The sequence below is a fragment of the Bradyrhizobium sp. Y36 genome (assembly GCF_002531575.1).
Classification (GTDB): domain Bacteria; phylum Pseudomonadota; class Alphaproteobacteria; order Rhizobiales; family Xanthobacteraceae; genus Bradyrhizobium.
Map to the genome: position 1 here is coordinate 39645 of NZ_NWTI01000014.1, position 26981 is coordinate 66625.

Consider the following 26981-nt stretch of genomic DNA (forward strand, 5'->3'; position numbering starts at 1 on the left):
CATGTATGTCGCAGTCAAAGGCGGCGAACGCGCCATCGAGAACGCCCATCGCCTGCTCGCCCACAAGCGGCGCGGTGATCACAGCGTTCCGGAGCTCACGCTCGGCCAGATCTCGGAGCAGCTCGGCCTTGCCGTGGACCGCGTCATGAGCGAAGGCTCGCTCTATGACCGCGAGCTCGCGGCGCTCGCGATCAAGCAGGCGCGTGGCGATCTGATCGAGGCGATCTTCCTGGTGCGCGCCTTCCGTGCCACGCTGCCGCGTTTCGGCGCCAGCGAGCCGGTCGACACCGGCGCGATGCGGGTGCAGCGACGGGTGTCCTCGACCTTCAAGGACATTCCGGGCGGTCAGATCCTCGGGCCGACCTTCGACTACACCCACCGCCTGCTCGATCCCGCGCTCGCGCAAGGCTTTGTGCCGGACGCGCTGGTCACGACGGAAGCCTCCACCGCGCCGACGCCGCGCGTGACGGACATTCTCGGCCGCGACGGATTGATCGAATCCTCGCCACAGGCCGAGGTGGGCGCCAGCGTCGGCGACCTCACCCGCGAGCCGCTGAATTTCCCGGCCGACCGCGACCTGCGCCTGCAAAACCTCGCGCGCGGGGATGAGGGCTTTCTGCTGGCGATGGGCTATTCCACCCAGCGCGGCTATGGCCGCAACCATCCCTTTGCCGGCGAGATCCGTTTCGGCGAGGTCGAGGTCGAATTCTCGGCCGAAGACGTCGGCTTCGCGGTGCCGCTCGGCTCCATTGCGCTGACTGAGTGCCAGATGGTCAACCAGTTCAAGGGCTCGGCGACCGAAGCGCCGTGCTTCACCCGCGGCTATGGCCTCGCCTTCGGCCAGAGCGAGCGCAAGACCATGTCGATGGCGCTGGTCGATCGTGCATTGCGCGCCCGCGAGCTCGGCGAGGAGGCACTCGCCCCGGCTCAGGATGAGGAGTTCGTGATGTCGCATTCGGACAACGTCCAGGCGACCGGCTTCGTCGAGCATCTCAAGCTGCCGCATTATGTCGACTTCCAGTCCGAGCTCGGCCTGCTCCGCAAGCTGCGCAAGGAGTTCACTGACGCCCAGGCGCCCGACGCCATGAAGGAGGCCGCGGAATGAACGCGCCGGCCTACAACTTTGCCTATCTCGACGAACAGACCAAGCGGATGATCCGCCGCGCGATCCTCAAGGCGATCGCGATTCCCGGCTATCAGGTGCCGTTCGCCAGCCGCGAGATGCCGATGCCCTATGGCTGGGGCACCGGCGGCGTGCAGGTCACCGCCGCGATCCTCGGCCCCCAGGATGTGTTGAAGGTGATCGACCAGGGCTCGGACGACACCACCAATGCGATCTCGATCCGGAAGTTCTTCGCGAAGACCGCGGGCGTTGCCACCACGACCGCGACGGAGGAGGCGACGGTGATCCAGACCCGTCACCGCATTCCCGAGGCGGCGCTGAACGAGAACCAGGTGCTGGTCTATCAGGTGCCGATCCCGGAACCCCTGCGCTTCCTCGAGCCGCGCGAGACCGAGACGCGGCGCATGCATGCGCTCGCCGAATACGGCCTGATGCACGTCAAGCTCTATGAGGACATCGCCCGCTTCGGCCATATCGCCACCGCCTACGCCTATCCGGTCAAGGTGAACGCGCGCTATGTGATGGACCCGTCGCCGACGCCGAAATTCGACAATCCCAAGATGGACAATTGCCCCGCGCTGCAATTGTTCGGCGCCGGCCGCGAGAAGCGCATCTATGCGATCCCGCCCTATACGCAGGTGGTGTCGCTCGACTTCGAGGATCACCCGTTCGAACCCTACCGCTTCAACGCGCCCTGCGCGCTGTGCGCGGCGGAAAATTCCTATCTCGACGAGATCGTCACCGACGACGAGGGCGGGCGCATGTTCGTCTGTTCGGACACCGACTATTGCGAGGGACGTCAGGCCGCCGGCCACCACGGCAGCCTCAGTGCTGCTCCCTACAAGGAGAAGGCGCAGGAGGCGTCGAATGGCTGACCAAGACCCGCTCGACAACGACGAACCGCTGCTGGTCGCGACGTCCCTCAGCAAGTCGTTCGGCCGCATTGCCGCCTGCCGCCACGTGTCGTTCTCGCTCTATCCCGGCGAGGTGCTGGCGATCGTCGGAGAATCCGGCTCGGGCAAATCGACGCTGCTGCAATTGCTGTCGGGCCAGCTCGCAGCCAGCGCCGGCCATGTCTCTTACCGGATGCGTGACGGTGTCGCTCGCGATCTCGCCACGCTGGGCGAAGCCGAGCGGCGCTTCCTGTTCCGCACCGATTGGGGGTTCGTGCATCAGGACCCCGCGCAGGGCCTGCGCATGGCGGTGTCGGCCGGCGCCAATGTCGGCGAGCGGCTGATGGCGGTGGGCTGGAATCACTATGGCCGCATCCGCGATACCGCATCCGACTGGCTCACCCGCGTCGAGATCGACACCGCGCGTATCGACGATGCGCCCCGGACCTATTCCGGCGGCATGCGGCAGCGGCTCCAGATCGCGCGCAACCTCGTCACCGAGCCGCGGCTGGTGTTCATGGACGAGCCGACCGGCGGCCTCGACGTCTCCGTGCAGGCCCGCCTGCTCGATCTGCTCCGCAGCCTCGTCGCCGAGCTGCATCTCGCCGTCATCATCGTCACCCACGATCTCGCGGTGGCGCGTCTGCTGTCGCACCGCGTGATGGTGATGAAGGGTGGCCGCGTCATCGAGACCGGCCTCACCGACCAGGTTCTCGACGATCCCCGCGAGCCCTATACCCAGCTCCTCGTCTCCTCGATCCTGCCGCCATGAACCTTTCGATATGAGCTCACAGATGACCGCTATGATCGACGTCACCGACGCCAAGAAGACCTTCACGATGCACCTGCAGGGCGGCATCGAATTGCCTGTCGTCAGCGGCGTGACCTTCCACGTCGATCCCGGCGAGTGCGTCGTGCTGTCGGGCCCGTCGGGTGCCGGCAAGTCGTCGATCCTGAAGATGATCTTCGGCAATTACCGCTGCGACAGCGGCCGCATCGGCATCCGCCATCGCGGCGCGCAGATCGATCTTGCCAGCGCCGAGCCGCGCCAGGTGCTCAATGTCCGCCGCTCCACCATCGGCTATGTCAGCCAGTTCTTGCGGGCGGTGCCCCGCGTCGCCACCATCGACGTCGTCGCCGAGCCGCTGATCGTGAACGGCATCAGCCGCACCGACGCGCAGGCACGCGCCGGCGAGCTGCTGCACCGTCTCAACATCCCCGAGCGCCTCTGGCAGCTGCCGCCCGCGACCTTCTCCGGCGGCGAGCAGCAGCGCGTCAACATCGCGCGCGGCTTCATCTCGGATCTGCCCATCCTGCTGCTGGACGAGCCGACCGCCTCGCTCGATGCCGCCAACCGCGCCGTGGTGGTCGAGCTGGTCGCCGAGAAAAAACGCCAGGGCGTTGCCATGGTCGCCATTGTCCATGACGACGAAATCCGTCATCTGATCGCCGACCGTATCGTCGACGTCACCAGCTTTGCCGCCGCGGCCTGAAGGACATGGAAATGAACGCCCCGAAGGATATCGTGATCGCCAATGCCAGGATCGTGCTGGCCGATCGGGTGATCGAGCAGGGCTGGCTCGCTCTTGCCGACGGCCGCATTGCCGAGATCGGTGATGGGACTGCGCCTGCAGGTGCCGAGGATGCCGGCGGCGATCTGATCATGCCGGGCCTGATCGAGCTTCACACCGACCATCTCGAAGCCCATTACGTGCCGCGGCCAAAAGTATTCTGGAACCCGGTCGCCGCCGTCGTCTCCTATGACGGCCAGCTCGCCACATCCGGCATCACCACCGTGTTCGACTCGCTGCGGGTCTGGCGCGAGGACGGCGCCGAGGAGGTCGATGGCCGCGCCGGCGTGCTCGCCGCCGCCATCACCACCGCGCGCGAGGCCAGCCTGCTCCGCGCCGACCACTTCCTGCATCTGCGCTGCGAGATCCCGATGCCGAGCGTGGTCGAGGAGGCCAAGGAGCTGATCGACCGCCCCGACGTCAAGCTGATGTCGCTGATGGACCACACGCCCGGCCAGCGCCAGTTCCGCGACGAGGTCAAGCTGCGCGACTATTACCGCGGCAAGGGCGGCGGCAAGACCGATGCCGAGCTCGACGAGCTGTTCGCCAAGCGCTTCGAGTATCAGAAGCTCTATGCCGCGGCCAACATGCGCGAGATCGTGTCGCTGGCGCATCAGTACCGGATTCCGCTGGCGAGCCACGACGACACCACGGAGGAGAACGTCGCCGATGCCGTGCGCGACCGCGTCTCGGTCGCGGAATTCCCGACCACGCTGGAGGCTGCGCGCGCCCTGCACCAGGCCGGCATCGACATCCTGATGGGCGCGCCGAACGTCGTGCGCGGCGGCTCGCATTCCGGCAACATCGCCGCGGTCGATCTCGCCCGCGAAGGCTTGCTCGACATCCTGTCGTCGGACTACATCCCGTCGAGCCTTTTGATGGGGGCCCTGCAATTGCCCGGGCACGTCCCCGGCATCAGTCTTCCGGCGGCGATCCGCACCGTGACGAAGGCGCCCGCCGAGGCGGTCGGCCTTACCGATCGCGGCGAGATCGCGGCCGGCAAGCGCGCCGATCTGATCCGCGTGCATGTGGCCGGCCACGTGCCCGTCGTCCGCAGCGTCTGGCGCGAAGGACACCGCGTCGCATGAACGAGATCCCGGCCAGGGCGCAGGACGATGCGGGCGCGATCGGCCCCGGCCGGCTCGTGCTCGTGGTCGGTCCGAGCGGTGCCGGCAAGGACACGCTGCTGCGGCTCGCGCAGGCGGCCTGCACCGACGATCGCGGCATTGTTTTCCCGCGCCGCGTCGTGACGCGCGAATCCTCCGCTGACGAAGACAATGTCGCGCTCGGTCCCGACGAATTCCGCCGCGCGCGCGACCACGGCGATTTCGCCGTGCATTGGGAGGCGCACGGGCATTCCTATGCGCTGCCGATCGACATCAACGACGATATTCGTGCGGGCCACACGGTCGTCGCCAATGTCTCGCGCACGGTGATCGGCGCGCTGCGCCAGGCCTACGCCAACGTCGTGGTGGTCGCGATCACGGCGCCGCCCGACGTGCTGGCCGCGCGGCTTGCCGCGCGCGCGCGGCACAGCGACGGCAATCTCGCAGATCGGCTGTCGCGCAGCGTCAGCGACGCCGCGGCCGAGGCCGATGTCACCATCCTCAATGCAGGGAGTGCGGAGTATCACGGCCGCCACCTCCTGCGCGTCATCAAGGGCGAAGGCTGGCGCGAGGATCGGCCAGCACAATAAGGAGACTGGAATGTCGGTGATCGAAACGGTCGAGCAGCTTGAAGCCATCTACGGCGCCGTGGGTGACGCCTCGACCGTGAAAGTCGCCGACCACGTCACGCCGCTCTATCGCATCTTCATCGAGAAGGCGCCGTTTGCGGCGCTCGCCACCATCGGGCCCGAGGGTATCGACTGTTCGCCGCGCGGCGACCTGCCCGGCTTCGTTCGTGTCCACGACCCCAGGACCCTGATGCTGCCGGACCGCCGCGGCAACAACCGCGTCGACTCGCTGCGCAACATCGTGCGCGATCCCAGGGTGTCGCTGATGTTTCTCATCCCCGGCTCCGGCAACGCGGTCCGCGCCAACGGCCGCGCCCATCTCTCCATCGATCCCGAGCTGCTGGCCTCGTTCAAGGTCGAAGGCAAGGCGCCGCGCAGCGTCATGGTGATGAAGGTGGAGGAGATCTACTTCCAATGCGCCCGCGCCATCGTGCGCTCCGACCTCTGGAATCCCGACAGGCGCATCGACCCGAAGACGCTGCCGACGCCAGGCCAGATCCTCGCCGAGATGAGCGACAACAAGGTCGGCGGCGCGGAGTACGACCGGATCTGGCCGGAACGCGCGGCAGCGACGATGTGGTGATCTTTCTAGCCCTCTCCCCCTTGCGGGAGAGAGGGCTCGTCGCGAAGCGGCGAGACAGGTGAGGGGTATCTCTCCTCACGACGAGTGTCGCGTTGACGGAGTCGCAGGGTGGGCAAAGGCGCACTTGCGCCGTGCCCACGAATTCTCTCCAACTCCACGCAAATCGTGGGCACGCTGCGCTTTGCCCACCCTACGGCACCGCCCGGGCCTGACGGCGGCGTCCGCCCCGCCGCCGTGCCCGCTAATTGAACGCCATCCCGCCGCTCAGCGCGACCGTCTGTCCGGTCATGTAGGCGTTGTCCACCAGCAGCATCACCGCTTTTGCCACCTCATCAGCCGTGCCGAAACGGCCGAGCGGGATGCGGCCGACGAGCTGGGGCTGGCCGCTCATCATGTCGGTCTCGATCAACGATGGCGCCACGGCGTTGACGGTGATGCCGTCCTTCACGAGGCGTGCCGCGTAGCCTCGCGTCAGGCCCTCCATGCCCGCCTTGGATGCATTGTAATGCGGGCCAATCGAGCCGGCCCCGCGCGCTGCGCCCGAGGAGATGTTGACGATCCGGCCCCATTTTCGTGACCGCATCGACGGCAACACAGCCTGCGTGCAGAGGAAGGCGGATTTCAGATTGACCAGAATGGTGCGGTCGAAATCGTCCTCGGTGAGATCGTCGACACCGCGCGTGATGGCAATGCCGGCATTGTTGACGAGGACGTCGATCGGCCCGAGCCCGGCCGTGACGCGCTCGACCATCGCGGTCACGGCGCCGGCTTGCGAGACGTCGGCAGCGACGACGATGGCGCGGCCGCCCTGCTTGACGATCTCGCCCGCCAGCTGCTCGGCCTGACCGATCTGCTCGCGGCAATTGATCGCCACCGCCGCACCGGCTTCAGCCAGCGCACGACAGACGGCAGCGCCGATCCCGCGCGAGCCGCCGGTGACGAGCGCGGTGCGCCCCGTCAAAGCATCCGCCATGTCTGGAACCTCCCAAATCGGCCTCGTGGTGCGCAAAGCCTATCATGCTCACCGCTCGCGCGCGTTGAACTCATCGCGAGATGAATCCGTCTGTCGGCGCTTCTCGCAGGAGAAGCGCCGGAGTGCGACCGCCGCAAATATGGATGGCCATTTTATTGACCTGGCGCACCGATCGCTCGATATTGCGGGCATCGAAACTGCTCCCCGGGCTTGAAGCCGCACCATGAGAACCGACCACCAGCGCAATCAGAACGGCATGCATGCGTGCATGACGCGGCGCTGCGTCTCGGCGGCAACCGGCGCCTGTTGTTGTTGCTGACCGCCTCTTAGCAACGCCCGCACAGAAATTCCAAGACAGGAACGCCGAACCTTCGGCGAACGAGCAGTCATGTCCCAGCACCAGTCAAACGCCTACATCATCGAGATCCAGGACCGCGCCGCCGGCATCGTCACGCGAGATGCCCGCGGTTTTCGCTTCTTCTCTTCCGAGCGCCTGTTCGACAGTCTCGAAGGCCGCCAGTTCCGCTCCGCGCGCGAAGCCGAGCGCGCCGCGCGTGCGGTGCTGTCCGAGCGAGGGCGGCGTCTGAGCTGATCAGCTGCGCCGGCGCGCCCTGGTGCGCGCGGCCTTCTTCGCGGCGGTGGAGCGGGCCTTGGCACCCTTGGTCCGGCTGGCTTTCCGCGCCGCGGCCGAACGCGACGCTGCCGTTCGCCGGCTCGCGGCGCGCTTGCCCTGCTTGGACAGCGCGCTCCGCGATGCGGTCGAGCGCGGCTCCTTCTTCAGCACGTTCTCGACCGCGCGCGACACTTTCGGCCGGCGCTTCGGCGTGCGTTTGCCTTGGCCGACCTCGTAGGCGTATTTGGCGCTGCGGCGCGTCGATGCCTTGGTTCGTCCCTTGCGCGGGGGCGGCAGGTCGACGCCGGCGCGGCGCGCCTCGGACAGGCCGATGGCAATGGCTTGCTTCGTCGAGCGCGCGCCGTGCTTGCCTTTGCGGATCCGGTCGATCTCGTCCTTGACGAATTCGCCGGCCTGCGTGCTCGCCGATTTGCCTGCGCGCTTGTCCTGCTTCGCTTTGCGGATCACTTCTTGTCTTGGCATGGGGTGAGTTCCCTCAAGATATCCAGGGATGTCTCTCCGCAACGCGCAAGATGATCGATTGATCCTTGTCAGCTCCGCAACGCCGCCAGCAATTCGTCGGGCCGCTCGGCCATGATCATGTGGCCGGCGCCCGGCACCACGATCGTCTTCGCATGCGGGATCGCCGCGGCAAGCGCCTTGCCCGCCTTCGCCGGGGTCATCATGTCGCGCTCGCCGAGGATGAGCGTCGTCGGCACCTTGACGCTCGCGGCGGCGGCGAGCGCATTGGCGTAAGCGTTGCACGCCGACAAATCCCTGAACAGCACGCCCGGCTCGCACGCCTTCAGCACCGCCTGCGCGCCGCCATGCATCCACAGGCCCGGCGCGAGGCTGCCGCCGAGCTCGGCGTTGAAGCCGAGGCCCCAGATCGACACCATGTCGTTGGCGTCCTGCGAATTGGCCTCGGCAGCCTTGAGCAGATCCGGACCGACCGTCATCGTCGCGGCCGTACCGATCAGGCTCAGCGCGGAGACTTTGTCGGGATGCCGCGCGGCGGTCTCCAGCGAGATCAGCGATCCCATGGAATGGCCGATCAGACGCGCCTTCGTGGCGCCTGCCGCATCGAGCAGCGCCGCGGTCCAGTCGGCCATCTCGGCGATGCTGCCGAGCGAAGGCCCGGCCGAGCGGCCGTGGCCGGGCAGGTCGGGCGCCAGCACGCCAAAGCCGTGATGGGCGAACCAGCGCGTATGCAGCGCCCAGGTGGAATGGTCAAAGCCGGCGCCGTGGAGGAAGACGACCGTGGGCAGCGATTTGTCGAAGTCGCGGCCGCCGGTTGCGGCGAACACCTCGAGGCCGTTGACGGAAAGCTTCATGGTGTCAGACCTTCTGCGAGATGCGCAGCGCCTGCGCGAGATCGTCGATGATGTCGCTTGCCGTCTCGATGCCGACCGACAGCCGCACCAGCTCTTCGCCGATGCCGGCCGCCTTGAGCTGCTCGGCATCCATCTGCTGATGCGTGGTCGAGGCCGGGTGGATCACCAGCGTCTTGGCATCGCCGACATTGGCGAGATGGCTGATCATGCGCAAGCTCTCGATGAACTTGCGCCCCGCCGGACGGCCGCCCTTGATGCCGAAGGAGATGATCGAGCCGGCGCCGCGCGGCAGCAGCTGCTTGGCGAGCTGGTAGTCCGTGTGCGTCTCCAGCGAGGGATGCAGCACCCAGTCGACGGCCTTGTTGGATTTCAGCGCTTCCAGCACGGAGTGCGTATTCTGCATGTGGCGATCCATGCGGACGCCCAGCGTCTCGATGCCCTGCAGCAGCTGGAACGCATTGGTCGGCGACAGGCAGGCGCCGAAATCGCGCAGGCCTTCGGTGCGCGCGCGCATGATGAAGGCGGCCGTGCCGAACTGCTCGTCGAAGACGATGCCGTGATAGCCGCCATAGGGCTCGGTCAGCACGGCGAATTTGCCCGATGCGCGCCAGTCGAACCGGCCGCCGTCAATGATGGCGCCGCCGATCGCGATGCCGTGGCCGCCGATCCATTTGGTCGCCGAATGCATCACGATATCCGCGCCGAGTTCGATCGGGCGGCTGAGATAGGGCGTGGCAAAGGTGTTGTCGATCAAGAGGGGAATCTTCGCCTCGTGGGCGATCGCCGCGACCTTCGGGATGTCCAGCACCTCCAGTCCTGGATTGCCGATGGTCTCGCCGATCACGAGCCTGGTGTTCGGCTTGATCGCGGCGCGGAATGCGTCGTGGTCGCGCGGCTTGACGAAAGTGGTGGTGATGCCGAAGCGCGGCAGCGTGTGCGCCAGCAGGTTGATGGTGCCGCCATAAAGCGAGCTCGACGCCACGATGTGGTCGCCGGCATTGAGCAGCGTTGCGATCGCCAGATGCAGCGCGGCCATGCCGCTCGCGGTGCAGATCGCACCGACGCCGCCTTCCAGTGCGGCGAGCCGCTCCTCCAGCACGCCCGTGGTCGGATTGGAGATGCGCGTATAGATGTGGCCGGCACGCTCCAGATTGAACAGCGCGGCAGCATGGTCGGAATCCTGGAACACGTAGGACGTGGTCTGGTAGATCGGCACCGCGCGGGCGCCGGTCACGGGATCCGGATGCTGGCCCGCATGCAGGCTCAGGGTCTCGAAGGCAGGCGGTTTCGGCGCGGGCATGCGTGGCCTCGTTGGTCGGTCGGCGATGGCGGCCGTTGTGCCACAAAACGGAGCGCCGAGTCAGCCATTGACAGCTCTCATGAAGTCGTCATGGCAGCATGTGTGCAACCAACCTCCAGCGCAGCCTAACCCCCAATCGCCTGCTCGATCACTCGCGTCTCCCGCAACAGGATCTCCGCGACCTCCTGCTCGCGCCTTGGACCGAGCCTGGTCCGCACCGCGGAGACCGTCATCGCCGCGGCGGGTTGCCCGTCCGGGGTCTTGATCCAGGTCGAGATCGATTTCGTGCCCTGGATCAGGCCGGTCTCCCGCATGCCGTATCCGAGCCGCCGCGCGGCGGTGATCTCGCCAAGGACGGTCGCCATGTCGGTCTTGTACGCCTCGAACCTCTTTTCGTTCGCTGCGACGATCTTTCGCGCATCCTGCGCCGGCATCGCGGCAAGGATCGCAACACCGGCACTCGAGACGCCGAGCGGCCGGCGCGCGCCGATCTCGATCGACAGCACCTGGATCGGATAGATCCCGATCCGGCGATCGACGCACAGCGTGTCGTTGCCGGTGCGCACCGTCAGGAACAGCGTGTCGCCGATCTCGGCGGAGGCGCGTTGCAGCGACGGATTGGCCGCGATCAGGAGCCGCGACGGCCGCGGCCGCGCCAGCGCCAGCTCGGGCACCTGGTTGCCGATCGCGAAGTGGCCGCTGCGCTCGTTCCGCTCGACGATGCCTTCCTCGATCAGCACGTGCACGATGCGATGCACGGTGGGGCGGGTGAGGCCGGTCGCCTGCACGACCTCGGCCAATGGCACACCGGCCTCGCGGCCTGCGGCAAGAATGCGCAGCACGGCGAGCGCGCGCCGGATCGCCTGCGCGCCCTGCCGCGGTGATGTCGCGTTGCGGGCGAATTTGGTCTTGTCCATAATATGGACAAGAACGCCACAATTCACTCGACAGGTAAAGCGCGCATCTGGAGATTGCGGCCCGATCGGGCGCCATGCGCAAAGGCAGGCGCCCGACGTGGAACTGGAAGCGCCGTCGGGAGGTTAACATGAGATTAATCTGGATTGCCATCGCTGCAATGGCCGCAATGTTGGCGGGGCCTGTGGCAGCCCAGCAGTGGCCGGCGCGGAGCGTCAAGCTGATCGTGCCTTATCCCGCCGGCGGCAATGTCGACAGCGCCGCGCGCATCGTCGCCGACAAGCTGCAGGAAAAGCTCGGCCAGCCTTTCATCATCGAGAACAAGGCCGGCGCCGGTGGCATGATCGCGGGCGAGGCGTTCGCGAAGTCGGCGCCCGACGGTTACACCCTGTTCGTCGGCGCCAACGGCCCGGTGCTGTTCGCGACCGAGATCAACAAGCGTGAAGCCTACAATTGGAAAAAGGACTTCATGCCGATCTCGACCATCTCGATGACGCCTTTGGTGCTCGAGGTGCATCCGTCGGTGCAGGCCAACACTTTCAAGGAATTCATCGATCTCGCCAAGCGCGAGCCCGGCAAGCTGACCATGGCCTCGCCCGGTCCCGGCACCACCAACCATCTGCTCAGCGAGCTGATGCAGTCCAATCTCGATCTGCAATGGGTCACCGCGCATTATCGCGGCAATGCGCCTGCCATCAACGACCTGCTCGGCGGCCAGGTGCAGTTCGCGTTCGACCAGCTCACGGTCAGCCTCCAGCACATCAAGGCCGGCCTGTTCCGCGCGCTCGCCGTCACCAGCCCGCATCGCCTGAAGTCGCTGCCGGATGTTCCGACCTTCGCCGAGCTCGGCTACAAGGATTTCGACGGCCAGACCTTCACCGGCCTGTTCGCGCCCGCGGGCACGCCGGCGCCCGTGATCGACAAGCTGCACGAGACGCTGGTCGCGATCCTGAAGGACCCCGCGGTGATCGACAAGTTCGAGAAGCTGGGCGGCGAAGCCACGCCGATGACGCCGGACGAATTCAAGGCCTATCTCGAGCGCGAGGACGCCAAGTGGATTCCGGTGGTGCGCAAGGCCAACATCAGGGCGGATTGATCGATGCGGATCGATCCCACCGAGCTCGGCGCGGAGCGCATCTACCGCCTGATGACCGGCATCGTGGTGCCGCGCCCGATCGCGTGGGTGACGAGCCTGTCCGCCACGGGCGTGCTCAACCTCGCCCCGTTCAGCGCCTTCACTTTCGTCTCCCAGAAGCCGCCGATGCTCGCCATCAGCGTCGGCCGCAAGGGCGCGGACTACAAGGACACCGCGCACAACATCCTCGATACCGAGGAATACGTGATCCATATCGCCGACACTCCGCTGATGTCGGCGGTGCACGACTCATCGGTCGAGCATCCGCCTGAGATCAGCGAGGTCGAGCATCTCGGTCTCGAAACGATCGCGAGCGAGCGCATCAAGGTGCCGCGGCTGGCCGCCGCACCGGTCGCGATGGAATGCCGCTTCCGGCAGTGCCTGGAGTTCGGCGACGCCAAGAGCCGGCTGATCGTCGGCGAGGTCGTGATGTTTCATCTGCGTGACGGCCTCGTCAACGACGGCAAGGTCGAGACCCGGGCGCTCGACCCGATCGCGCGCATCGGCGGTCCCCGTTACGCCCGCCTCGGCGAGATCGTCACGCTGAACACCGTGTTCCAGACCCCCAAATCGAAGGACTGAGCGCGCCCGCCGCGCTGCCCGAACACCATTGGAGAACGACCATGCGCCTCGTAAGCTATCTCTTTGATGGAGCGCCGCGCTACGGCGTGGCCGTCGCCGACGGTGTGATCGATCTGACCAGGCGGATCGGGCGCGACCATTCGGATGTGAAGGCGTTGATCGCCGCCAACGCGCTTGCTGATGCGCAGGAGGCCGTCGCCGGACAGAAGCCGGATTACGCGCTCGACAAGCTCGTCCTGCTGCCGCCGGTGCTGGCGCCGGAAAAGCTCTGGTGCATTGGCGTCAACTACGCCGAGCGCAATGCCGAATACAAAGACAATTCGGACCTGCCCAAATATCCCAGCCTGTTCGTGCGCAGCATGTCCTCGATGACCGGCTCCGGTCAGCCGCTCGAGAAGCCCAGGGTGTCCGAGCAGCTCGACTACGAGGGCGAGCTCGTCATCGTGATCGGGCAGGGCGGCCGCCACATCCCGCGCGAGAAGGCGTGGGCGCACATCTTCGGCATGACCCTGTGCAACGAGGGCACGATCCGCGACTGGCTGCGCCACGGCAAGTTCAACGTCACGCAGGGCAAGAATTTCGACCGCTCCGGCAGCATCGGCCCGTGGATCGTGACGTCGGACGAATTGGACCCGCGCGGACCGCACGACATCATCACCCGCGTCAATGGCGAGGTGCGGCAGCAGGACACCACCGAGCGGCTGATGTTCCCGTTCGATTTCATCATCTCCTATCTCTCGACCTTCGCAACGCTCAAGCCCGGCGACATGATCGTGACGGGCACGCCGACAGGGGCGGGCGCGCGCTTCGATCCGCCGCGCTGGCTGAAAGTCGGCGACGTCGTCGAGGTCGAGTCGAGCCGTATCGGCGTGCTCCGCAACACCGTCGCCGCGGAGCAATAGACGATGCTGGACAATGCGACGATCGAACGCCTTGCCGCCCGCCTCGACGAGGCCGAGCGCACCAAGACGCTGATCAACATGTTCACGAAGGACTATCCCGATTTCAGCATCGAGGATGCCTACGCCGTCCAGCGCGCCTGGACCAAGCTCCAGCTCGGCCGCGGCCGCATCATCAGGGGTCACAAGATCGGCCTGACCTCGAAGGCGATGCAGAACGCGGTCGGCATCAACGAGCCCGATTACGGCGTGCTGTTCGCCGACATGTTCTACGCCGACGCCACGCCGATCCCGTTCGACCGCTTCCATGCGCCGCGCATCGAGGTCGAGCTCGCCTTCGTGCTGAAGGCGCCGCTGCGCGGACCCGACTGCACCATCTTCGACGTGCTCAACGCCACCGACTACGTCACGCCCGCGCTGGAGATCCTGGAAACGCGCATGCACCGCGTCGACCCCGAGACGGGCAAGATGCGCAAGGTCATGGACACCATCTCGGACAACGCGGCGAACGCCGCGCTGGTGCTCGGCGGCCGGCCGATCCGCCCGATGGATGCGGATCTGCGCTGGATCGGCGCGCTCTTGTTCCGCAACGGCGAGGTCGAGGAGACCGGACTCGCCGCCGGCGTGCTCAATCACCCCGCCAACGGCATCGCCTGGCTCGCCAACCGCCTCGCACCGCATGACGAGCACCTCAAGGCCGGCGAGGTCGTGCTGGCGGGCTCGTTCACGCGCCCCGTCGACATCCGCCGCGGCGACACGTTCCACGCTGACTACGGTCCGTTCGGCTCGGTGTCGTGCCAGTTCGTCTGAACCAACGATTAGGAGGGAACGCATCATGACAAGGCGCAAGAGCATCCACATCGGCGGCTTCAAGCACGTCAATCCGATTCCGAACGCCTGCCGCATCGGCAATCTCGTGATGTCCGGCGTCATCCTCGGCCGCGATCCCGCGACCAACGCGATGCCGGAGAGCCTGGATGCCCAATGCGCCAACATGTTCGCGCATATGAAGGCGACCGTGGAGGCCGCCGGCGGGACCACCGACGACATCATCAAGATGACGGTGTGGCTGAAGGACCGCGGCAACCGCGGGCCCGTCAATGTCGAGTGGCTGAAGATGTTTCCGGACGAGCATTCGCGCCCGGCGCGTCACGCGCTGCCGATGGACAACATGGACGGCGGCGCGCTGGTGCAGTGCGACTTCACCGCCGTGATCGACTGAAGGAGCTTTGCACATGCCGACCTATCTGCCGTTCGATCCCAATCCGCGCCGCCCGGTGAAGGCGCCGCCGCCGAAGACCGTCGACAGCCAGTTCCACGTGCTGGGCCCGATCGAGAAATATCCGGAGCGTCCCGGCGCCGCCTATCGGATGCCGACCGCGACCTGGGAAGCGGCGCTGCGCATGCACAGGGCGCTCGGCATCGAGCGCGGCATCATCGTGCAGACCACCACTTATGGCGCCGATCATGCCGTGGTGCTCGATGGCCTCGCGGCGATGGGCCCGAATTATCGGGGCTGCGCCAATGCGCTGGTGTTCGCGGAAGCGGACGACTCCTATCTTGCCAAGCTGCACGACGCCGGCGTGCGCGGCGCGCGCTTCAGCTTCCGCCAGGAGCTGGGCGCGGTGCTGTCGGACGCCGATTTTGCCCGCGCCATCGCCCGCATCCGCGAGCTCGGCTGGTACGCAAAGATCCAGCCGGAAAAGGACGGCATCGTCTCCAGCGTCGCCAAATACGAGAATCTCGACGTGCCCGTGCTGATCGACCACATGGCGCGGCCTGATCCTGAAGTGGGCAGGAACGATCCGAATTTGCGCAAGATGCTGGAGCTGCTCGGCAAGGGCAATTTCTGGGTCATGCTCTCGCTCGGCGAGAAGACCTCGAAGGCCGGCGCGCCTTACGACGACGTGATCCCGATCGCGCGGGCCTATATCGAGGCCGCCGTCGACCGCTGCGTCTGGGCCAGCGACTGGCCGCATCCGGTCTCGGTGAAGCAGCCGCCGAACGATGCCGACTTGCTGGAGCTGATGTACCGCTACGTCGCCGACCAGACGGAGCTGGAGAAGATCCTGGTCCACAATCCGGCAAAGCTGTTCGGCTTTCCCGACTAGCCGGGCATCGGCGGGAGAGTGCATGTTGGTCGTCATGGCACGACGGCCGCGTCGCCAGGTCTGGCTGGGCGCGGCGCTTGCTTGCATCGGAAGCGTCGCGGCCGCGGCAGCCGACCACGACACCATCCCGCCCGTGACCGCGTGCGATCGGCTCCACCAGGAGTCGTCCGCGGCGATGCGCGTCAGCGAGGCGCAGTCGCGCCCGGCCGCGGGCGGAATGGCCGCGCATTGCGAGGTGATCGCGTATCTCGACGAGCGAACCGGCGCCGAGGGCCAGAAGCTTGCCATCGGCCTGCATCTCAGATTGCCGGAGGCATGGAACGGCCGCTTCGTGTTCCAGGGGCAGGGCGGCACCGACGGCGTGCTCGGCAGCGGCGATGCGCAGCCCGGCGGCGGACAGCCGACCGCGCTCAATCAGGGCTACGCGACGGTCACGACGGATGCCGGCCACAGCAATGCGCCGGGCCCGCTCGGCGGCGCCAGCTTCGGCCTCGATCCGCAAGCGCGGATCGATTTCGGCTATCGCGCCGACGACGCCGTGACGCGGCAGGCGAAGCGCTTCATCCAGGCCTATTACGGCCGCTTGCCGAAATACTCCTATTTCCTCGGCTGCTCCAACGGCGGGCGGCACGGCATGGTGATCACGCAGCGCTTTCCGGAGCATTTCGATGGCGTGGCCGCCGGGGCGCCGGCATTTCGAATGCCCGAGAAGGGGCTGTCAGGCGCCGCCGTGACGCAAGGCTTTGCGGCGATCGCACCGAAGGCGCCTGACGGCCGCCCCATCCTGGCGCAGGCCTTGTCTCAGGCCGATATGGACTTGCTCTCCAGGGCGATCGTTCAATCCTGCGATGAAGCCGACGGCCTTGCGGACGGCATCATCGACAATGTGCCGGCCTGCCGTTTCTCGCCGCGCGCGCTGCAATGTGCCGCCGAGAAGACCGCGAGCTGTCTTTCGGCCGCGCAGGTTGGAGCGCTCGAGAACTATTTCCAGGGACCGACCACTGCTCAGGGTCGCCGGATCTATGCGCCCTATCCCTATGACGCAGGCATTGCCACCGAGGGGTGGCGGCGCTGGATTCTCGGCACGGCGCCCGACAGCCGCGTCAACGCCTTCAACGTCTCCTTTGGCGCAACCCTGGCCTATCTCTACATGACGCCGCCCCACGTGCCCTTGGCCAACGACGCGGACGCCGTCTACGACTTCTACCGTACCGTGGATGTGACGGAAGCCCATGCCAGAATTTTCGGCACGAGCGCGGCGATGCCTCAGTCCTCCGTGCAGACGATCTCGGCGAACTCGGTCGATCTTTCCACCTTCCGGCAGCGGCGCGGCAAGCTGCTGCTCTATCACGGCGTCAGCGATCCCACGTTTTCGGCGCTGGATACGCTCGACTGGTACAAGCGGCTCACCGATGCCGCGGGCGGCGAGAAGGAGACGGCCGACTTCGCCCGCCTGTTCCTCGTGCCCGGCATGAACCATTGTGCGGGAGGACCTGCCACCGACAGCTTCGACGTGCTGACCCCGCTGGTGGCCTGGGTCGAGCAGGGCCGCGCGCCCGAGCGCATCGACGCGCGCGCGGGCGCGAAGACGCCCTGGCCGGATCGCAGCCGGCCCCTGTGCCCCTATCCGCGCCAGGCGCGCTATCTCGGCCAGGGCAGCATCGAGCAGGCCGCGAACTTCAGCTGCGCCGTCCCTTAGGCCGTCGTGATGCTCACGCCGCCGGCTGCTTCGCCAACCGGTCCCGCACCCCGGCCGCGATCTCGAACGAGCGCAGCCGCGCGGCGTGGTCGTAGATCTGTCCGGTGGTGATCAGCTCGTCCGCGCCGGTCTCTGCGATCAGCGCCTTCAGCCTGGCCTCGACCACATCGGGCGTTCCGACCGCGGAGCAGGACAGCGACTGGCCGACCATGGCCTTCTCGGCCGGCGACCACAGCGCGTCCATGTCTTCCACCGGCGGCGGCAGGGGTCCCGGCGTGCCGCGGCGCAGGTTGATGAACTGCTGCTGCAGCGAGGAGAACATCCGCTGCGCCTCGGCGTCGCTGTCGGCGGCGAACACGTTGACGCCGACCATCGCATAGGGCTTGTCGAGCTGCGCCGAAGGCTCGAAGCGCGCGCGATATTCGCGCAGTGCCGGCATCATCATCTGCGGCGCGAAATGCGAGGCGAAGGCGAATGGCAGCCCGAGCATCGCGGCCAGCTGCGCGCCGAAGGTGCTCGACCCCAGAATCCACAGCGGCACTTTCGTTCCCATGCCGGGCACGGCGCGGATCGCCTGGTTTGGCTGCACATCGCCAAGCAGCGCCTGCAGCTCCAGCACGTCGTGCGGAAAATTCTCCGATGCCGTCGCGAGGTCGCGCCGCATCGCCCGCGCGGTGAACTGGTCGGTGCCCGGCGCCCGGCCGAGCCCGAGATCGATCCGCCCGGGATAGAGCGACTCGAGCGTGCCGAACTGTTCGGCAATGACCAGCGGCGAATGGTTCGGCAGCATGATCCCGCCGGAGCCGACCCGGATCGTCTTCGTTCCGCCGGCGATGTGGCCGATCACCACCGACGTCGCCGCGCTGGCGATGCCCGTCATGTTGTGGTGCTCGGCCAGCCAGAAGCGCTTGAAGCCCCAGCTCTCGGCGTGCCGCGCGAGGTCGAGCGAATTGGCAAAGGCCTGCGCCGCGTTGCTGCCCTGACAAATGGGAGCGAGGTCGAGCACGGAAAAGGGGATCATGCGGACGTCCAGGTGAGGGCGCGCGGAGCGGGCCGGCCCTCACATGTAGGGCTTGGCATCGGAAATAACAGAGCAGTTGCGCGGCGCCCGAGCAACCAGGCCATTCCGAAATCGCCGCTCGCTCAGTTCCCCGTCAGCGCATGCCAGAGTTCGTCGGCCACGTCATTCCTGCAATCGGGCGAGCGGATCAGCCTGATCTCGATCGGAATGTCGAACCGGTCGTCGCCTGCGCGAACGAGGCGGCCCTGCTCGATCTCCTCTCTCGCCAGGGTCAGTGGAAGCCAGGCCACGCCGTGGCCCTCGCGCGCCATGGTCATCAGCGTTGCGGCAAGGTGCGAGGTGAAGCCGGTCTGCATGTTGTCGATCGTGCTCCGGCCGACCGGATGGGCCGCGAGAATGCGGCCGAGGCCCGAAGCGCGGCTGTAGGAAAGCAGGCGCGCCGGCGGCGCGGCTTGCCCGTCGAGAGACCATGCCGGCTGTCCGTCGGAGCCGGGCGCGCAAAGCGGCACCAGGCAGTCGTCGCCGATGCGGTGGCTCTGGAAGCGTTCCGGCTCGAAGCGTGCCGGCGCCTCGGCATGGGCATGGCAAAGCAGGAAATGCACCTCGCCGCTGAGCATGATCTGTTCGCAGCCTTCCATGCTTTCCGAGATCAGGCTGAGCGCGCCGAGCGCTTCGAAGCGCAGGTGCTTTCGGATCCATCCGGGAAAGAACGTGAAGGAGAGCGCATGCGTCGCCGCGATGGACAAGGCGACCGTATCGCGTTCGCCCACGGATCGCGTGTCGCGCTGCGCCCGCTCCAGGCCGCGGATCAGGTCGGCGGCAAGCGGCTGGAAGTGCTGACCGGCGGAGGTCAGGCTTGTGCCTTGCGCGCCGCGTGCGAACAGAGGCGTTCCAATCCAGTCCTCCAGCGCACGAATGCGGCGGCTGAAGGCGGGCTGCGTCACGTTCCGCGCCTCGGCGGCCCGCGAGAAGCTCTTCAGCTCCGCCAGTGCCGAGAAGTCCTTGAGCCAGTCGAGATCCAATTGAAATCCTAACGAAATTGCGCCGATGCCGCCCGTGCATGAGGTGAACCGATCATGGCATTGGCCAATCGGGCCTGTCCAGACGTACATGCGTCGAGCCAAGCGAGGAGACCACCATGCGCATCGTCGACGTCCGCGAGATCACCAAGCCGATCGCCTCCCCGATCCGGAACGCCTATATCGATTTCTCGAAGATGACCGCGAGCCTCGTCGCCGTCGTCACCGACGTCGAGCGCGATGGACGGCGCGTGGTCGGCTACGGCTTCAATTCCAACGGCCGCTATGGCCAGGGTGGGCTGATCCGCGAGCGGTTCCGCAACCGCATTCTCGAAGCCGATCCCAAGGGCGTCCTCAACGAGGCCGGCGACAATCTCGACCCGCACAAGCTTTGGGCCGCGATGATGAGCAACGAGAAGCCCGGCGGTCACGGCGAGCGCTCGGTGGCGGTCGGAACGCTCGACATGGCGATCTGGGACGCCACGGCCAAGATCGCCCGCAAGCCGCTGTTCCGCCTGCTCGCGGAGCAGAAGGGGCGCGAGGCCGATCCGCGCGTCTTCGTCTATGCCGCCGGCGGCTACTACTATCCGGGCAAGGACAACACCGCGCTGCGCGCCGAGATGCGCGGTTACCTCGATCGCGGTTACAACGTCGTCAAGATGAAGATCGGCGGCGCGGCCATCGACGAGGACCAGCGCCGCATCGAGGCGGTGCTGTCCGAGATCGGGTCAGAGGCGCAGCTCGCCGTGGACGCGAACGGCCGCTTCGACCTCGAGACCGGCATCGCCTATGCAAAGATGCTCCGGCAATACCCCTTGTTCTGGTACGAGGAGGTCGGCGATCCCCTCGACTACGCGCTGCAGGCTGCGCTCTCGGAATTCTATCCGGGCCCGATGGCGACCGGCGAGAACCTGTTCTCGCATCAGGACGCGCGCAATCTGTTGCGCTACGGCGGGATGCGGCCGGACCGCGACTGGCTGCAGTTCGACTGCGCACTGTCCTATGGCCTCGTCGAATATCTGCGCACCCTCGACGTGCTGCATCAATTCGGCTGGGCCCCGTCGCGCTGCATCCCGCATGGCGGTCACCAGATGTCGCTCAACATCGCGGCGGGCCTCGGGCTCGGCGGCAACGAGAGCTATCCCGATCTCTTCCAGCCCTATGGCGGCTTCCCCGACGGCGTCAAGGTCGAAGCCGGTCACATCGTCATGCCCGAGCTTCCCGGGATCGGCTTCGAGGGCAAGTCGGACTTGATCAAGGTGATGCGCGAACTGGCGGAGTAGGGACGTCGTTTCGCTACACGCAAACGCACCCCGCACCGGCACATGCGGCAAATCCGCCCGTCCTGAAACCATCGGCAGCCCGACCGCGTTGCAGGCCGGCTTGATTTGATGCGGCTTTCGTTTCGGGATTTGCCTTGGACAGATTCAACATCGGTGTGCATTTTCTCGCGCTGGCGGCCGCGTTCGCGTTGGCGATCCCGATCGGGTGGGACCGCGAGAAGCGGGCGCGCAGCGCGGGCCTGCGCACCTTTCCGCTGGTCGCGCTGGCGAGCTGCGGCTTCGTGCAGGCCAGCGAAAGCCTGCTGGCGCATTCGCCCGACGGCATGGCCAAGGTGATCGAGGGCCTCATCACCGGCATCGGCTTCATCGGCGGCGGGGCCATCCTCAAGCAGGGCAATTCGGTGCAGGGCACCGCGACCGCCGCGAGCCTGTGGGCCACCGGCGCCATCGGCGTCTCCGTCGGGCTCGGTGCCTACGATGTCGCGGTGACGGTCGCGGTGTTTACGTTCCTGACGCTTCGCTTGCTGACGCTGGTCAAGGAAGAGGGCGATCTGTGACGGCATGCTTCGTCATGGCGCCGTGCGGGCGGCCTGCGCCTTCGTTCACAACGCTGTTATTGCGACTTGGTGCGCCCTTCATCTCGATTGGGCGTGTCGTGCTTGTTGTTGTACACTGCTCAGAGCCTCGGAACGGTCGCCAGGAGGAATTGACATGACCACGGTCGTATTCAACCGCCGCAGCCTCCTTGTCGCCGGCGGCTCCGTTCTTGCAACCGGCCTTCTGGCAGCCGGAGCCTCCGGGCTCATCCTGCCGGCTCGCGCCGACGGCCTCGCTCCGACCGAATCGATGTCGGGCGGCGCGAACAACTATCGCAAGGGCGCCGCGGTCGTGGACCGGATCGGCAAGGGCGGCTTCTGGATGAGTGGCACCGTGCGTCGCGCCGGCGACGGGGCGCCGCTCGCCGGCCAGCGCATCCAGATCTGGGCGCACACGGTGGAAGGCCAGGAGCACGAGCCGCAGAGCCACGGCGCCACGCTCACCGACAAGGACGGCAAGTTCCGGCTCGAGATGCCGCAGATCATCCCGATCTTCGGCCAGCCGCACGGCCACCTCGCCTATGACAGCGGCGAGTTCAAGACCGTGTTCCTGCGGCCGGTGATGCGCAGCGCCAAGGAAACCAGCCTCGAAGCCCACTTCGTGCTGCAGCCGGCCTGACCGGGCCGACGCATGACGGGGTGGAGGTCGGCACGCGTGATCCTGATCTGGGTCGCGCTTGCCGTGGCCGTCGGCGTGCCGATCGTGTTCGCAGCAACGAGCGAGCAACTCGCCTGGCGCGGGCCGGTCTACATCCTCGCCGGCTTCGCCGGGATCGTCGCGCTCGGTCTCGTGCTCGTGCAGCCCTTGCTGATCGGCGGCTATCTGGCGCCGCTGTCGGCCTATCGCGGACGGCGCGCGCATCACTGGATCGGCGGCGCGCTGGTGCTGGCCGTGGTGATCCACGTCGCCGGCCTCTGGATCACCAGCCCGCCCGACATGATCGACGCGTTGACCTACGCATCGCCGACGCCGTTCTCCCCGTTCGGCGTGACCGCGATGTGGGCGATCTTCATTGTCGCGCTGCTGGCGTCGCTGCGCCGCCGGCTGGAGCTGCGGCCGCGAACCTGGCGCTTCATTCACATGCCGCTCGCGATCGTCATCGTCGTCGGCAGCGTGGTCCATTGCCTCCTGATCGAGGGAACGATGGAGACGGTCTCCAAGGCCGTGCTGTGCGCCGCGGTTCTCGCGGCGACCATCAAGGTCATGATCGACCTGCAGGTGTGGCGAAAGCGACGAACGCTGCGCGGGGAAAGCCCGTAGCCCGGATGGAGCGAAGCGTAATCCGGGGCGACTGCATCCGCGGCCGAGGGCCCCGGATTACGTTTGCGTTCCATCCAGGCGCTGCTCTGCTTGCCGCATTCGGCGACGCGGCGTAACTTCACGCAATGGTTGTCACCGCCCCCGATCCGAAAGCGTTCCTGCTCGCGACGCCGTTTTTCGGCGGGCTTTCGGAGCCAAGCCTCGACCTCCTGATGTCGATGCTGGTCGAGCGCCGCTTCGAGGTCGGCAGCACCGTCGTGGCGGAAGGCGAGGCGGGACGTTCGATGTTCATCGTCAAGTCCGGCCGCCTCGCGGTGAGCAAGCGGACGAATGCGGGCCGCGTCATCCCGATCTCCGTCCTGCAGTCCGGTGATTTCTTCGGCGAGATGACGCTGATCGAAATGCAGAACCGCTCCGCCACCGTGGTGGCGGAGGCGCCGACCGTGCTGTACGAGCTGACCGCCCAGAATCTCTACGCCTGCTACAAGGCCGACATCCACGCCTACGTGATCGTGCTGCAGAACATCAACCGCGAGCTATCCCGCCGGTTGCGCCGGGCGGACGATCGGTTCGCAGGGCGCGCGGCGGACAACGACAATTGATGGCGCGTAGTGCGTAGGATGGGTAGAGCGCAGCGAAACCCATCATGCTTCGGCACCAGATAGGCCCGCGATGGGTTTCGCTGCGCTCTACCCATCCTACGAGTTTGATCCGGCTACAGCAGCGCCATCGAGTGCAGCGAGTTTCGATGAAGGCCGAAGGCAACGATGCCGGAGAGAAGCAGCGCAGTCCCAGTCACGATCAGGCAAAACGCAAGCACTCTGGAAGCCTCTGGTTCGTCATCAATGACACGGACGATAATGGATAAAATTTTAGCGACAATCGAAAGGAAGGATTAACCTTACCTGCGCGGCCCCATCGCGGCCCGTCGGGCAAAACACCCACCTCCCGCAAAACTCCGTCAACCCCCTTCGCCAAAAATATTCCACTTTACCGAAATTCGGATTCGCGGCATATTCCCGCCATCCCGGCCCGAGGAGAGGGGCGATCGTACGTCGCAACGAACGTGGGCCGGGGTGCGGTGGACGCGGCTGCGTCGGGCACGGCAAGGCGGGACCAGGGCGGGGCATCCTCGTGAGGTTCTGCTCCGTGCAGACGAACGAAGCGGTCGCGTACGGCTAAACCATGTGGTCCTGGCTGTCGTTGCTACAGCCAAGCTTTCGCGAAGATGCAGCGGCCAACCGGTCGCGGTGCATCGCCTGTCGCTGAAGTGACGGAGGACAGAGGGAACTCGGCTCCGGGGAGAGCAGGCATAAGCCGTCAACCCATCGCGCAGGGAAGGCCGGGTGTTTTCCGGCCCACCTGTTTTCCGCCTGCGCATTTGCGTGTGCATTTTTGCGCGCAGCGGAGCAATGGGTGCCGGCCGGCACCCGGCCTTCCCTGCGCCCTCTTCACAGAAGAGGGCGAAAGAGAAGAGCAAAACTCGGGCGCTTCACGCCGCGAGAACGCTGCATCATGTGAGGACGAAGGAATGACCGTGCGTTGTCACGCGAGCACGGACATGACGGGCCTTCTCGCCGCGCCGGTCGCCTGGATCAGCGAACGGCTGCGGTCGCCGTCAGCTCCAGCCTGACGCCCGGGCCGAGATCGGCAACGCCGATGGCGGCACGCGCCGGCAGATGGTCCGCGGTGAAATACCGCTTCCACACCTCGTTGAACGCCGCCTTGTCGGCGAGCTCGGTCATGAAGATGGTCACCTGCAGAATGCAGGAGAGATCCGAGCCGGCCCCCTCGAGCAGCGTCTTCAACTGCCTGAGCACATCGTCGGCCTGGCCTGCTATGTCGAGCCCGGCATCCTCAGGGACGATGCCGCCGAGATAGAGCACGCCGTTATGCTCGACGATCTCGTGGAGCAGTCCTTCATAGGGCAGGGAACGTTTGATCACGGGGCATCCATGGACGTTGCGGGCGCGCGGGCGGGGCGCAAAGCTTGCTTCGAGAGGGGAAAAATGGTGCTGCCAGACAGGATTGAACTGTCGACCTCTCCATTACCAATGGAGTGCTCTACCACTGAGCTACGGCAGCATGTGCTGGTGAAGAATCGGGCGCCCGAGGGGCCCTGCCAAGCGGGCCGATATCTGCCACAAGCCCCCCTCCTGTGCAAGCTTGCAAGCCCCGCCAGAACGAGAAAATCGGGCCGATATCGGGGCCAAAATGCTTGTTTTGGCTCGAAACGGCCGACTTCCCGCCGATTCGCGCTCTGCGCGTCCCCGCCAACTGGCCAGGTGGCCAAGGGGGCGGATTCGGTCCATTTCGAGTTTCGCACGATCGGATCGCGACGGCCCTCTTGAGCTGCCGCATTCTCTGGGCATGTTATCGCAGATGGCCGTATCGGACCCGCAATGACTGACGAGAACGACAAGAGCGCGACCCAGGCGAAGACATCCCGCGACGAGCGGTTGAAATCGGCGCTGCGCGAAAACCTCAAGCGGCGGAAGCTGCAGGCGCGCGAACGCGCCGCAAGCGGCGAGCCCTCGCCAAACGACGAGGGTTCCCTCAATGAGGGGGCCGCCGGCAAGGCCGGCGCGTAGCAGATTGGAATGAGCGAGAATGACCATGGGGCAGGACGGACAGCAACGAACCGATGACGAGGCGCTGATGTCGCGGTTCACGCGCCCCGAACAGACCTTTCCGACGCTGACACCGCTCGAGATCGAACGGATCAGGCACTTTGGCGAGGTCCGCAACTATCGGGATGGCGAGTTCCTGTTCGAGACCGGCAAGCCGGGGCCGGGCATGTTCGTCGTGCTGAAGGGCCATGTCGCCATCACCCAGCGCGACGGGCTCGGTCACGTCACGCCGGTGATCGACCAGGGGCCCGGGCAGTTCCTGGCCGAGCTCAGCCAGCTCTCGGGCCAGCCGGCGCTGGTCGACGGCCGCGCCGAGGGCGATGTCGAGACGCTGCTGCTGCCGCCGGACCGGCTGCGCGCGCTGCTGGTCGCCGAGGCCGAGCTCGGCGAGCGCATCATGCGCGCGCTGATCCTGCGCCGGGTCAATCTGATCCAGGGCGGCATCGGCGGTCCCGTGCTGATCGGCCCGTCGAACTCCGCAGGCGTGGTGCGGCTGCAGGGCTTCCTCACCCGCAACGGCCAGCCGCATCATCTGCTCGATCCCGCGCGCGATCGCGACGCCGCCGAGGTCATCGCGCGCTATTCGCCCAAGCCCGGAGACTGGCCGCTGGTCGTCGCCGCAAGCGGCGCGGTGCTGCGCAACCCCGATGAGACCGAGCTTGCGCGCGCCATCGGCATGATCGGCGGCACCAAGGATGGCCGCATCTACGACGTTGCGGTCGTCGGCTGCGGACCGGCCGGGCTCGCCACCGCCGTGTATGCGGCGTCCGAAGGCTTGTCCGTCGCGGTGCTCGACATCCGCGCCTTCGGCGGCCAGGCCGGCGCCAGCGCGCGCATCGAGAATTATCTGGGCTTTCCGACCGGCATTTCCGGCCAGGCCCTGACCGCGCGCGCCTTCACCCAGGCGCAGAAATTCGGCGCCGACATCATGATCCCCGTCACGGTGAAGTCGCTCGACTGCACCCGCAAGGACGGCGCGTTCTCGGTGGCGCTCGAGGGCTGCGATGCCTTGCGCTCGCGTTCGATCGTGGTGGCGAGCGGCGCGCGCTATCGCAGGCCTGACATCGCGAATCTCGACAAATTCGAGGGGCGCGGCGTCTGGTATTGGGCTTCGCCCGTGGAAGCAAGACTCTGCGCCGGCGAGGAGGTCGCGCTGGTCGGCGCCGGCAATTCGGCCGGCCAGGCCGCCGTGTTCCTGTCGGGTCACGCCAAGAAGGTCTTGATGATCATCCGCGGCGGCGGTCTGGGCGCGAGCATGTCGCGCTATCTCATCGAGCGCATCGAAGCGACGCCGAACATCGAATTGATGTTCAACACCGAGATCACGGCGCTCGAGGGCGACGAGGCCGCGCTGCTGCGGCGGATCCGCTGGAAGAGCCGGCTGTCCGACGACGAGGATTCCGCCGACATCCGCAATCTCTTCCTGTTCGTCGGCGCCGATCCCGCCACCGCCTGGCTCGACGGCTGCGGCGTGACGCTCGATCGCGGTGGCTTCGTCGTCACCGGCGCGCAGTCCGAGCAGAACCAGGGCCGGCTCGTGGCGCCGCTGGAGACCTCGGTGCCCGGCGTCTATGCCGTCGGCGACGTCCGCTCCGGCTCGGTCAAGCGCGTCGGCGGCGCCATCGGCGAGGGCGCGCAGGTCGTGGCCTCCCTGCACGGCTATCTCGGCGACGCCGCAAAACCGGCGCTTTAGAGCGCGATCAGA

General features: G+C 66.6%; 30 protein-coding genes and 1 tRNA gene. 22 read left to right on the forward strand and 9 right to left on the reverse strand.

The annotated features are described in order from the left end of the window. Window position 1: 1 nt before the first annotated feature. Genes CO669_RS22130 through CO669_RS22160 form a run of 7 tightly spaced genes read left to right on the forward strand, consistent with a single transcriptional unit; the run spans window position 2 to window position 5905 of the window. Complete coding sequence (locus CO669_RS22130) at window positions 2–1105, forward strand: carbon-phosphorus lyase complex subunit (RefSeq protein WP_097662060.1); 1104 nt, start codon at window positions 2–4, stop codon at window positions 1103–1105. Continuing rightward, the gene (locus tag CO669_RS22135) at window positions 1102–1998 is read left to right on the forward strand and encodes an alpha-D-ribose 1-methylphosphonate 5-phosphate C-P-lyase PhnJ (RefSeq protein WP_097662061.1); all 897 of its coding nucleotides are present in this window, start codon (window positions 1102–1104) and stop codon (window positions 1996–1998) included. The genes CO669_RS22130 and CO669_RS22135 overlap by 4 nt, the downstream gene beginning before the upstream one ends. Continuing rightward, entirely contained in the window at window positions 1991–2788 is a 798-nt protein-coding gene (phnK, locus tag CO669_RS22140; protein WP_097662062.1) for a phosphonate C-P lyase system protein PhnK, read from the forward strand. The genes CO669_RS22135 and phnK overlap by 8 nt, the downstream gene beginning before the upstream one ends. A 22-nt stretch (window positions 2789–2810) precedes the next feature. Continuing rightward, entirely contained in the window at window positions 2811–3509 is a 699-nt protein-coding gene (gene phnL, locus CO669_RS22145) for a phosphonate C-P lyase system protein PhnL (protein WP_198964186.1), read from the forward strand. Between the two features lie 11 nt (window positions 3510–3520). Then, window positions 3521–4675 (forward strand): alpha-D-ribose 1-methylphosphonate 5-triphosphate diphosphatase, encoded by a 1155-nt coding sequence (locus CO669_RS22150; protein WP_097662199.1) that lies wholly within the window; start codon window positions 3521–3523, stop codon window positions 4673–4675. After that, entirely contained in the window at window positions 4672–5283 is a 612-nt protein-coding gene (phnN, locus tag CO669_RS22155; RefSeq protein WP_097662064.1) for a phosphonate metabolism protein/1,5-bisphosphokinase (PRPP-forming) PhnN, read from the forward strand. Before CO669_RS22150 ends, phnN begins: the two co-directional genes overlap by 4 nt. Window positions 5284–5293: 10 nt before the next feature. Next, entirely contained in the window at window positions 5294–5905 is a 612-nt protein-coding gene (locus tag CO669_RS22160; protein ID WP_097662065.1) for a pyridoxamine 5'-phosphate oxidase family protein, read from the forward strand. 241 nt (window positions 5906–6146) lie between these two features. On the opposite strand, the gene CO669_RS22165 is transcribed toward CO669_RS22160, so the two are convergent. Then, window positions 6147–6878, reverse strand: coding sequence for an SDR family NAD(P)-dependent oxidoreductase (locus CO669_RS22165; protein WP_097662200.1), 732 nt, complete (start codon window positions 6876–6878; stop codon window positions 6147–6149). Between the two features lie 388 nt (window positions 6879–7266). On the opposite strand from CO669_RS22165, the gene CO669_RS22175 reads away from it, so the two are divergent. Continuing rightward, the gene (locus tag CO669_RS22175) at window positions 7267–7470 is read left to right on the forward strand and encodes a hypothetical protein (protein ID WP_097662066.1); all 204 of its coding nucleotides are present in this window, start codon (window positions 7267–7269) and stop codon (window positions 7468–7470) included. Here CO669_RS22175 and CO669_RS22180 read toward each other — a convergent pair whose 3' ends face one another. The 4 genes from CO669_RS22180 to CO669_RS22195 all read right to left on the reverse strand — a co-directional run bounded on the left by CO669_RS22180 (window position 7471) and on the right by CO669_RS22195 (window position 11042). Beyond that, window positions 7471–7974, reverse strand: a complete 504-nt coding sequence (locus CO669_RS22180; RefSeq protein ID WP_097662067.1) for a DUF6496 domain-containing protein — start codon at window positions 7972–7974, stop codon at window positions 7471–7473. It lies immediately after the preceding gene. A 68-nt stretch (window positions 7975–8042) separates the two neighbouring features. After that, window positions 8043–8825 (reverse strand): alpha/beta fold hydrolase, encoded by a 783-nt coding sequence (locus CO669_RS22185; RefSeq protein WP_097662068.1) that lies wholly within the window; start codon window positions 8823–8825, stop codon window positions 8043–8045. 4 nt (window positions 8826–8829) lie between these two features. Beyond that, window positions 8830–10125 (reverse strand): O-acetylhomoserine aminocarboxypropyltransferase, encoded by a 1296-nt coding sequence (locus tag CO669_RS22190; protein WP_097662069.1) that lies wholly within the window; start codon window positions 10123–10125, stop codon window positions 8830–8832. A 125-nt stretch (window positions 10126–10250) separates the two neighbouring features. Beyond that, window positions 10251–11042: an IclR family transcriptional regulator gene (locus CO669_RS22195; protein ID WP_198964187.1), complete on the reverse strand. Its 792-nt coding sequence runs from the start codon at window positions 11040–11042 to the stop codon at window positions 10251–10253. Window positions 11043–11170: 128 nt separating this feature from the next. Between CO669_RS22195 and CO669_RS22200 the strand changes: the two genes are divergently transcribed. The 7 genes from CO669_RS22200 to CO669_RS22230 are packed head-to-tail and all read left to right on the forward strand — an operon-like array spanning window position 11171 to window position 17466. Next, entirely contained in the window at window positions 11171–12136 is a 966-nt protein-coding gene (locus CO669_RS22200; protein WP_097662071.1) for a Bug family tripartite tricarboxylate transporter substrate binding protein, read from the forward strand. Window positions 12137–12139: 3 nt separating this feature from the next. Further along, complete coding sequence (locus tag CO669_RS22205; RefSeq protein WP_097662072.1) at window positions 12140–12757, forward strand: flavin reductase family protein; 618 nt, start codon at window positions 12140–12142, stop codon at window positions 12755–12757. 41 nt (window positions 12758–12798) lie between these two features. Then, the gene (locus tag CO669_RS22210; RefSeq protein ID WP_097662073.1) at window positions 12799–13659 is read left to right on the forward strand and encodes a fumarylacetoacetate hydrolase family protein; all 861 of its coding nucleotides are present in this window, start codon (window positions 12799–12801) and stop codon (window positions 13657–13659) included. A 3-nt stretch (window positions 13660–13662) separates the two neighbouring features. Further along, the gene (gene hpaH / locus CO669_RS22215; protein WP_097662074.1) at window positions 13663–14466 is read left to right on the forward strand and encodes a 2-oxo-hept-4-ene-1,7-dioate hydratase; all 804 of its coding nucleotides are present in this window, start codon (window positions 13663–13665) and stop codon (window positions 14464–14466) included. Window positions 14467–14491: 25 nt separating this feature from the next. Then, window positions 14492–14878, forward strand: coding sequence for a RidA family protein (locus CO669_RS22220; protein ID WP_035706477.1), 387 nt, complete (start codon window positions 14492–14494; stop codon window positions 14876–14878). A gap of 13 nt (window positions 14879–14891) precedes the next feature. After that, window positions 14892–15767, forward strand: a complete 876-nt coding sequence (locus CO669_RS22225) for an amidohydrolase family protein (protein ID WP_097662075.1) — start codon at window positions 14892–14894, stop codon at window positions 15765–15767. A 22-nt stretch (window positions 15768–15789) separates the two neighbouring features. After that, window positions 15790–17466, forward strand: a complete 1677-nt coding sequence (locus tag CO669_RS22230; RefSeq protein WP_245444439.1) for a tannase/feruloyl esterase family alpha/beta hydrolase — start codon at window positions 15790–15792, stop codon at window positions 17464–17466. Window positions 17467–17479: 13 nt separating this feature from the next. Here the strand turns inward: CO669_RS22230 and CO669_RS22235 are convergent, their stop codons facing one another. Further along, window positions 17480–18487, reverse strand: a complete 1008-nt coding sequence (locus tag CO669_RS22235) for an LLM class flavin-dependent oxidoreductase (RefSeq protein ID WP_097662076.1) — start codon at window positions 18485–18487, stop codon at window positions 17480–17482. Between the two features lie 122 nt (window positions 18488–18609). Further along, a complete protein-coding gene (locus tag CO669_RS22240; protein WP_097662077.1) occupies window positions 18610–19509 on the reverse strand; it encodes a LysR family transcriptional regulator in 900 nt (299 codons plus the stop codon). A 116-nt stretch (window positions 19510–19625) separates the two neighbouring features. Here CO669_RS22240 and CO669_RS22245 point away from each other — a divergent pair, with 116 nt between their 5' ends. The 5 genes from CO669_RS22245 to CO669_RS22265 all read left to right on the forward strand — a co-directional run bounded on the left by CO669_RS22245 (window position 19626) and on the right by CO669_RS22265 (window position 23248). Further along, window positions 19626–20789 (forward strand): mandelate racemase/muconate lactonizing enzyme family protein, encoded by a 1164-nt coding sequence (locus CO669_RS22245; protein WP_097662078.1) that lies wholly within the window; start codon window positions 19626–19628, stop codon window positions 20787–20789. Between the two features lie 134 nt (window positions 20790–20923). Continuing rightward, window positions 20924–21346, forward strand: coding sequence for an MgtC/SapB family protein (locus CO669_RS22250; RefSeq protein WP_097662079.1), 423 nt, complete (start codon window positions 20924–20926; stop codon window positions 21344–21346). Between the two features lie 154 nt (window positions 21347–21500). After that, window positions 21501–22004 carry a peptidase associated/transthyretin-like domain-containing protein gene (locus tag CO669_RS22255; RefSeq protein WP_097662080.1) on the forward strand — a complete coding sequence of 168 codons (504 nt, stop codon included), beginning with the start codon at window positions 21501–21503 and terminating at the stop codon, window positions 22002–22004. 12 nt (window positions 22005–22016) lie between these two features. Then, window positions 22017–22646: a ferric reductase-like transmembrane domain-containing protein gene (locus CO669_RS22260; protein WP_097662081.1), complete on the forward strand. Its 630-nt coding sequence runs from the start codon at window positions 22017–22019 to the stop codon at window positions 22644–22646. Window positions 22647–22771: 125 nt separating this feature from the next. Continuing rightward, a complete protein-coding gene (locus CO669_RS22265) occupies window positions 22772–23248 on the forward strand; it encodes a cyclic nucleotide-binding domain-containing protein (protein ID WP_097662082.1) in 477 nt (158 codons plus the stop codon). Window positions 23249–24241: 993 nt separating this feature from the next. On the opposite strand, the gene CO669_RS22270 is transcribed toward CO669_RS22265, so the two are convergent. Further along, window positions 24242–24592 carry a RidA family protein gene (locus tag CO669_RS22270; protein WP_097662083.1) on the reverse strand — a complete coding sequence of 117 codons (351 nt, stop codon included), beginning with the start codon at window positions 24590–24592 and terminating at the stop codon, window positions 24242–24244. A 64-nt stretch (window positions 24593–24656) separates the two neighbouring features. Continuing rightward, window positions 24657–24731 (reverse strand) — tRNA-Thr (locus CO669_RS22275). 317 nt (window positions 24732–25048) lie between these two features. Between CO669_RS22275 and CO669_RS22280 the strand changes: the two genes are divergently transcribed. Next, window positions 25049–25237, forward strand: a complete 189-nt coding sequence (locus tag CO669_RS22280) for a hypothetical protein (protein ID WP_097662084.1) — start codon at window positions 25049–25051, stop codon at window positions 25235–25237. Between the two features lie 25 nt (window positions 25238–25262). After that, complete coding sequence (locus CO669_RS22285; protein WP_097662202.1) at window positions 25263–26969, forward strand: FAD-dependent oxidoreductase; 1707 nt, start codon at window positions 25263–25265, stop codon at window positions 26967–26969. Window positions 26970–26981: the final 12 nt, after the last annotated feature.

Bases quoted from the DNA above. Each gene is read 5' to 3' on its own strand.
- CO669_RS22130 (WP_097662060.1), top strand. From the start codon at position 2: ATGTATGTCGCAGTCAAAGGCGGCGAACGCGCCATCGAGAACGCCCAT.
- CO669_RS22135 (WP_097662061.1), top strand. From the start codon at position 1,102: ATGAACGCGCCGGCCTACAACTTTGCCTATCTCGACGAACAGACCAAG.
- phnK (WP_097662062.1), top strand. From the start codon at position 1,991: ATGGCTGACCAAGACCCGCTCGACAACGACGAACCGCTGCTGGTCGCG.
- phnL (WP_198964186.1), top strand. From the start codon at position 2,811: ATGACCGCTATGATCGACGTCACCGACGCCAAGAAGACCTTCACGATG.
- CO669_RS22150 (WP_097662199.1), top strand. From the start codon at position 3,521: ATGAACGCCCCGAAGGATATCGTGATCGCCAATGCCAGGATCGTGCTG.
- phnN (WP_097662064.1), top strand. From the start codon at position 4,672: ATGAACGAGATCCCGGCCAGGGCGCAGGACGATGCGGGCGCGATCGGC.
- CO669_RS22160 (WP_097662065.1), top strand. From the start codon at position 5,294: ATGTCGGTGATCGAAACGGTCGAGCAGCTTGAAGCCATCTACGGCGCC.
- CO669_RS22165 (WP_097662200.1), bottom strand. From the start codon at position 6,878: ATGGCGGATGCTTTGACGGGGCGCACCGCGCTCGTCACCGGCGGCTCG.
- CO669_RS22175 (WP_097662066.1), top strand. From the start codon at position 7,267: ATGTCCCAGCACCAGTCAAACGCCTACATCATCGAGATCCAGGACCGC.
- CO669_RS22180 (WP_097662067.1), bottom strand. From the start codon at position 7,974: ATGCCAAGACAAGAAGTGATCCGCAAAGCGAAGCAGGACAAGCGCGCA.
- CO669_RS22185 (WP_097662068.1), bottom strand. From the start codon at position 8,825: ATGAAGCTTTCCGTCAACGGCCTCGAGGTGTTCGCCGCAACCGGCGGC.
- CO669_RS22190 (WP_097662069.1), bottom strand. From the start codon at position 10,125: ATGCCCGCGCCGAAACCGCCTGCCTTCGAGACCCTGAGCCTGCATGCG.
- CO669_RS22195 (WP_198964187.1), bottom strand. From the start codon at position 11,042: ATGGACAAGACCAAATTCGCCCGCAACGCGACATCACCGCGGCAGGGC.
- CO669_RS22200 (WP_097662071.1), top strand. From the start codon at position 11,171: ATGAGATTAATCTGGATTGCCATCGCTGCAATGGCCGCAATGTTGGCG.
- CO669_RS22205 (WP_097662072.1), top strand. From the start codon at position 12,140: ATGCGGATCGATCCCACCGAGCTCGGCGCGGAGCGCATCTACCGCCTG.
- CO669_RS22210 (WP_097662073.1), top strand. From the start codon at position 12,799: ATGCGCCTCGTAAGCTATCTCTTTGATGGAGCGCCGCGCTACGGCGTG.
- hpaH (WP_097662074.1), top strand. From the start codon at position 13,663: ATGCTGGACAATGCGACGATCGAACGCCTTGCCGCCCGCCTCGACGAG.
- CO669_RS22220 (WP_035706477.1), top strand. From the start codon at position 14,492: ATGACAAGGCGCAAGAGCATCCACATCGGCGGCTTCAAGCACGTCAAT.
- CO669_RS22225 (WP_097662075.1), top strand. From the start codon at position 14,892: ATGCCGACCTATCTGCCGTTCGATCCCAATCCGCGCCGCCCGGTGAAG.
- CO669_RS22230 (WP_245444439.1), top strand. From the start codon at position 15,790: ATGTTGGTCGTCATGGCACGACGGCCGCGTCGCCAGGTCTGGCTGGGC.
- CO669_RS22235 (WP_097662076.1), bottom strand. From the start codon at position 18,487: ATGATCCCCTTTTCCGTGCTCGACCTCGCTCCCATTTGTCAGGGCAGC.
- CO669_RS22245 (WP_097662078.1), top strand. From the start codon at position 19,626: ATGCGCATCGTCGACGTCCGCGAGATCACCAAGCCGATCGCCTCCCCG.
- CO669_RS22255 (WP_097662080.1), top strand. From the start codon at position 21,501: ATGACCACGGTCGTATTCAACCGCCGCAGCCTCCTTGTCGCCGGCGGC.
- CO669_RS22260 (WP_097662081.1), top strand. From the start codon at position 22,017: ATGACGGGGTGGAGGTCGGCACGCGTGATCCTGATCTGGGTCGCGCTT.
- CO669_RS22265 (WP_097662082.1), top strand. From the start codon at position 22,772: ATGGTTGTCACCGCCCCCGATCCGAAAGCGTTCCTGCTCGCGACGCCG.
- CO669_RS22280 (WP_097662084.1), top strand. From the start codon at position 25,049: ATGACTGACGAGAACGACAAGAGCGCGACCCAGGCGAAGACATCCCGC.
- CO669_RS22285 (WP_097662202.1), top strand. From the start codon at position 25,263: ATGGGGCAGGACGGACAGCAACGAACCGATGACGAGGCGCTGATGTCG.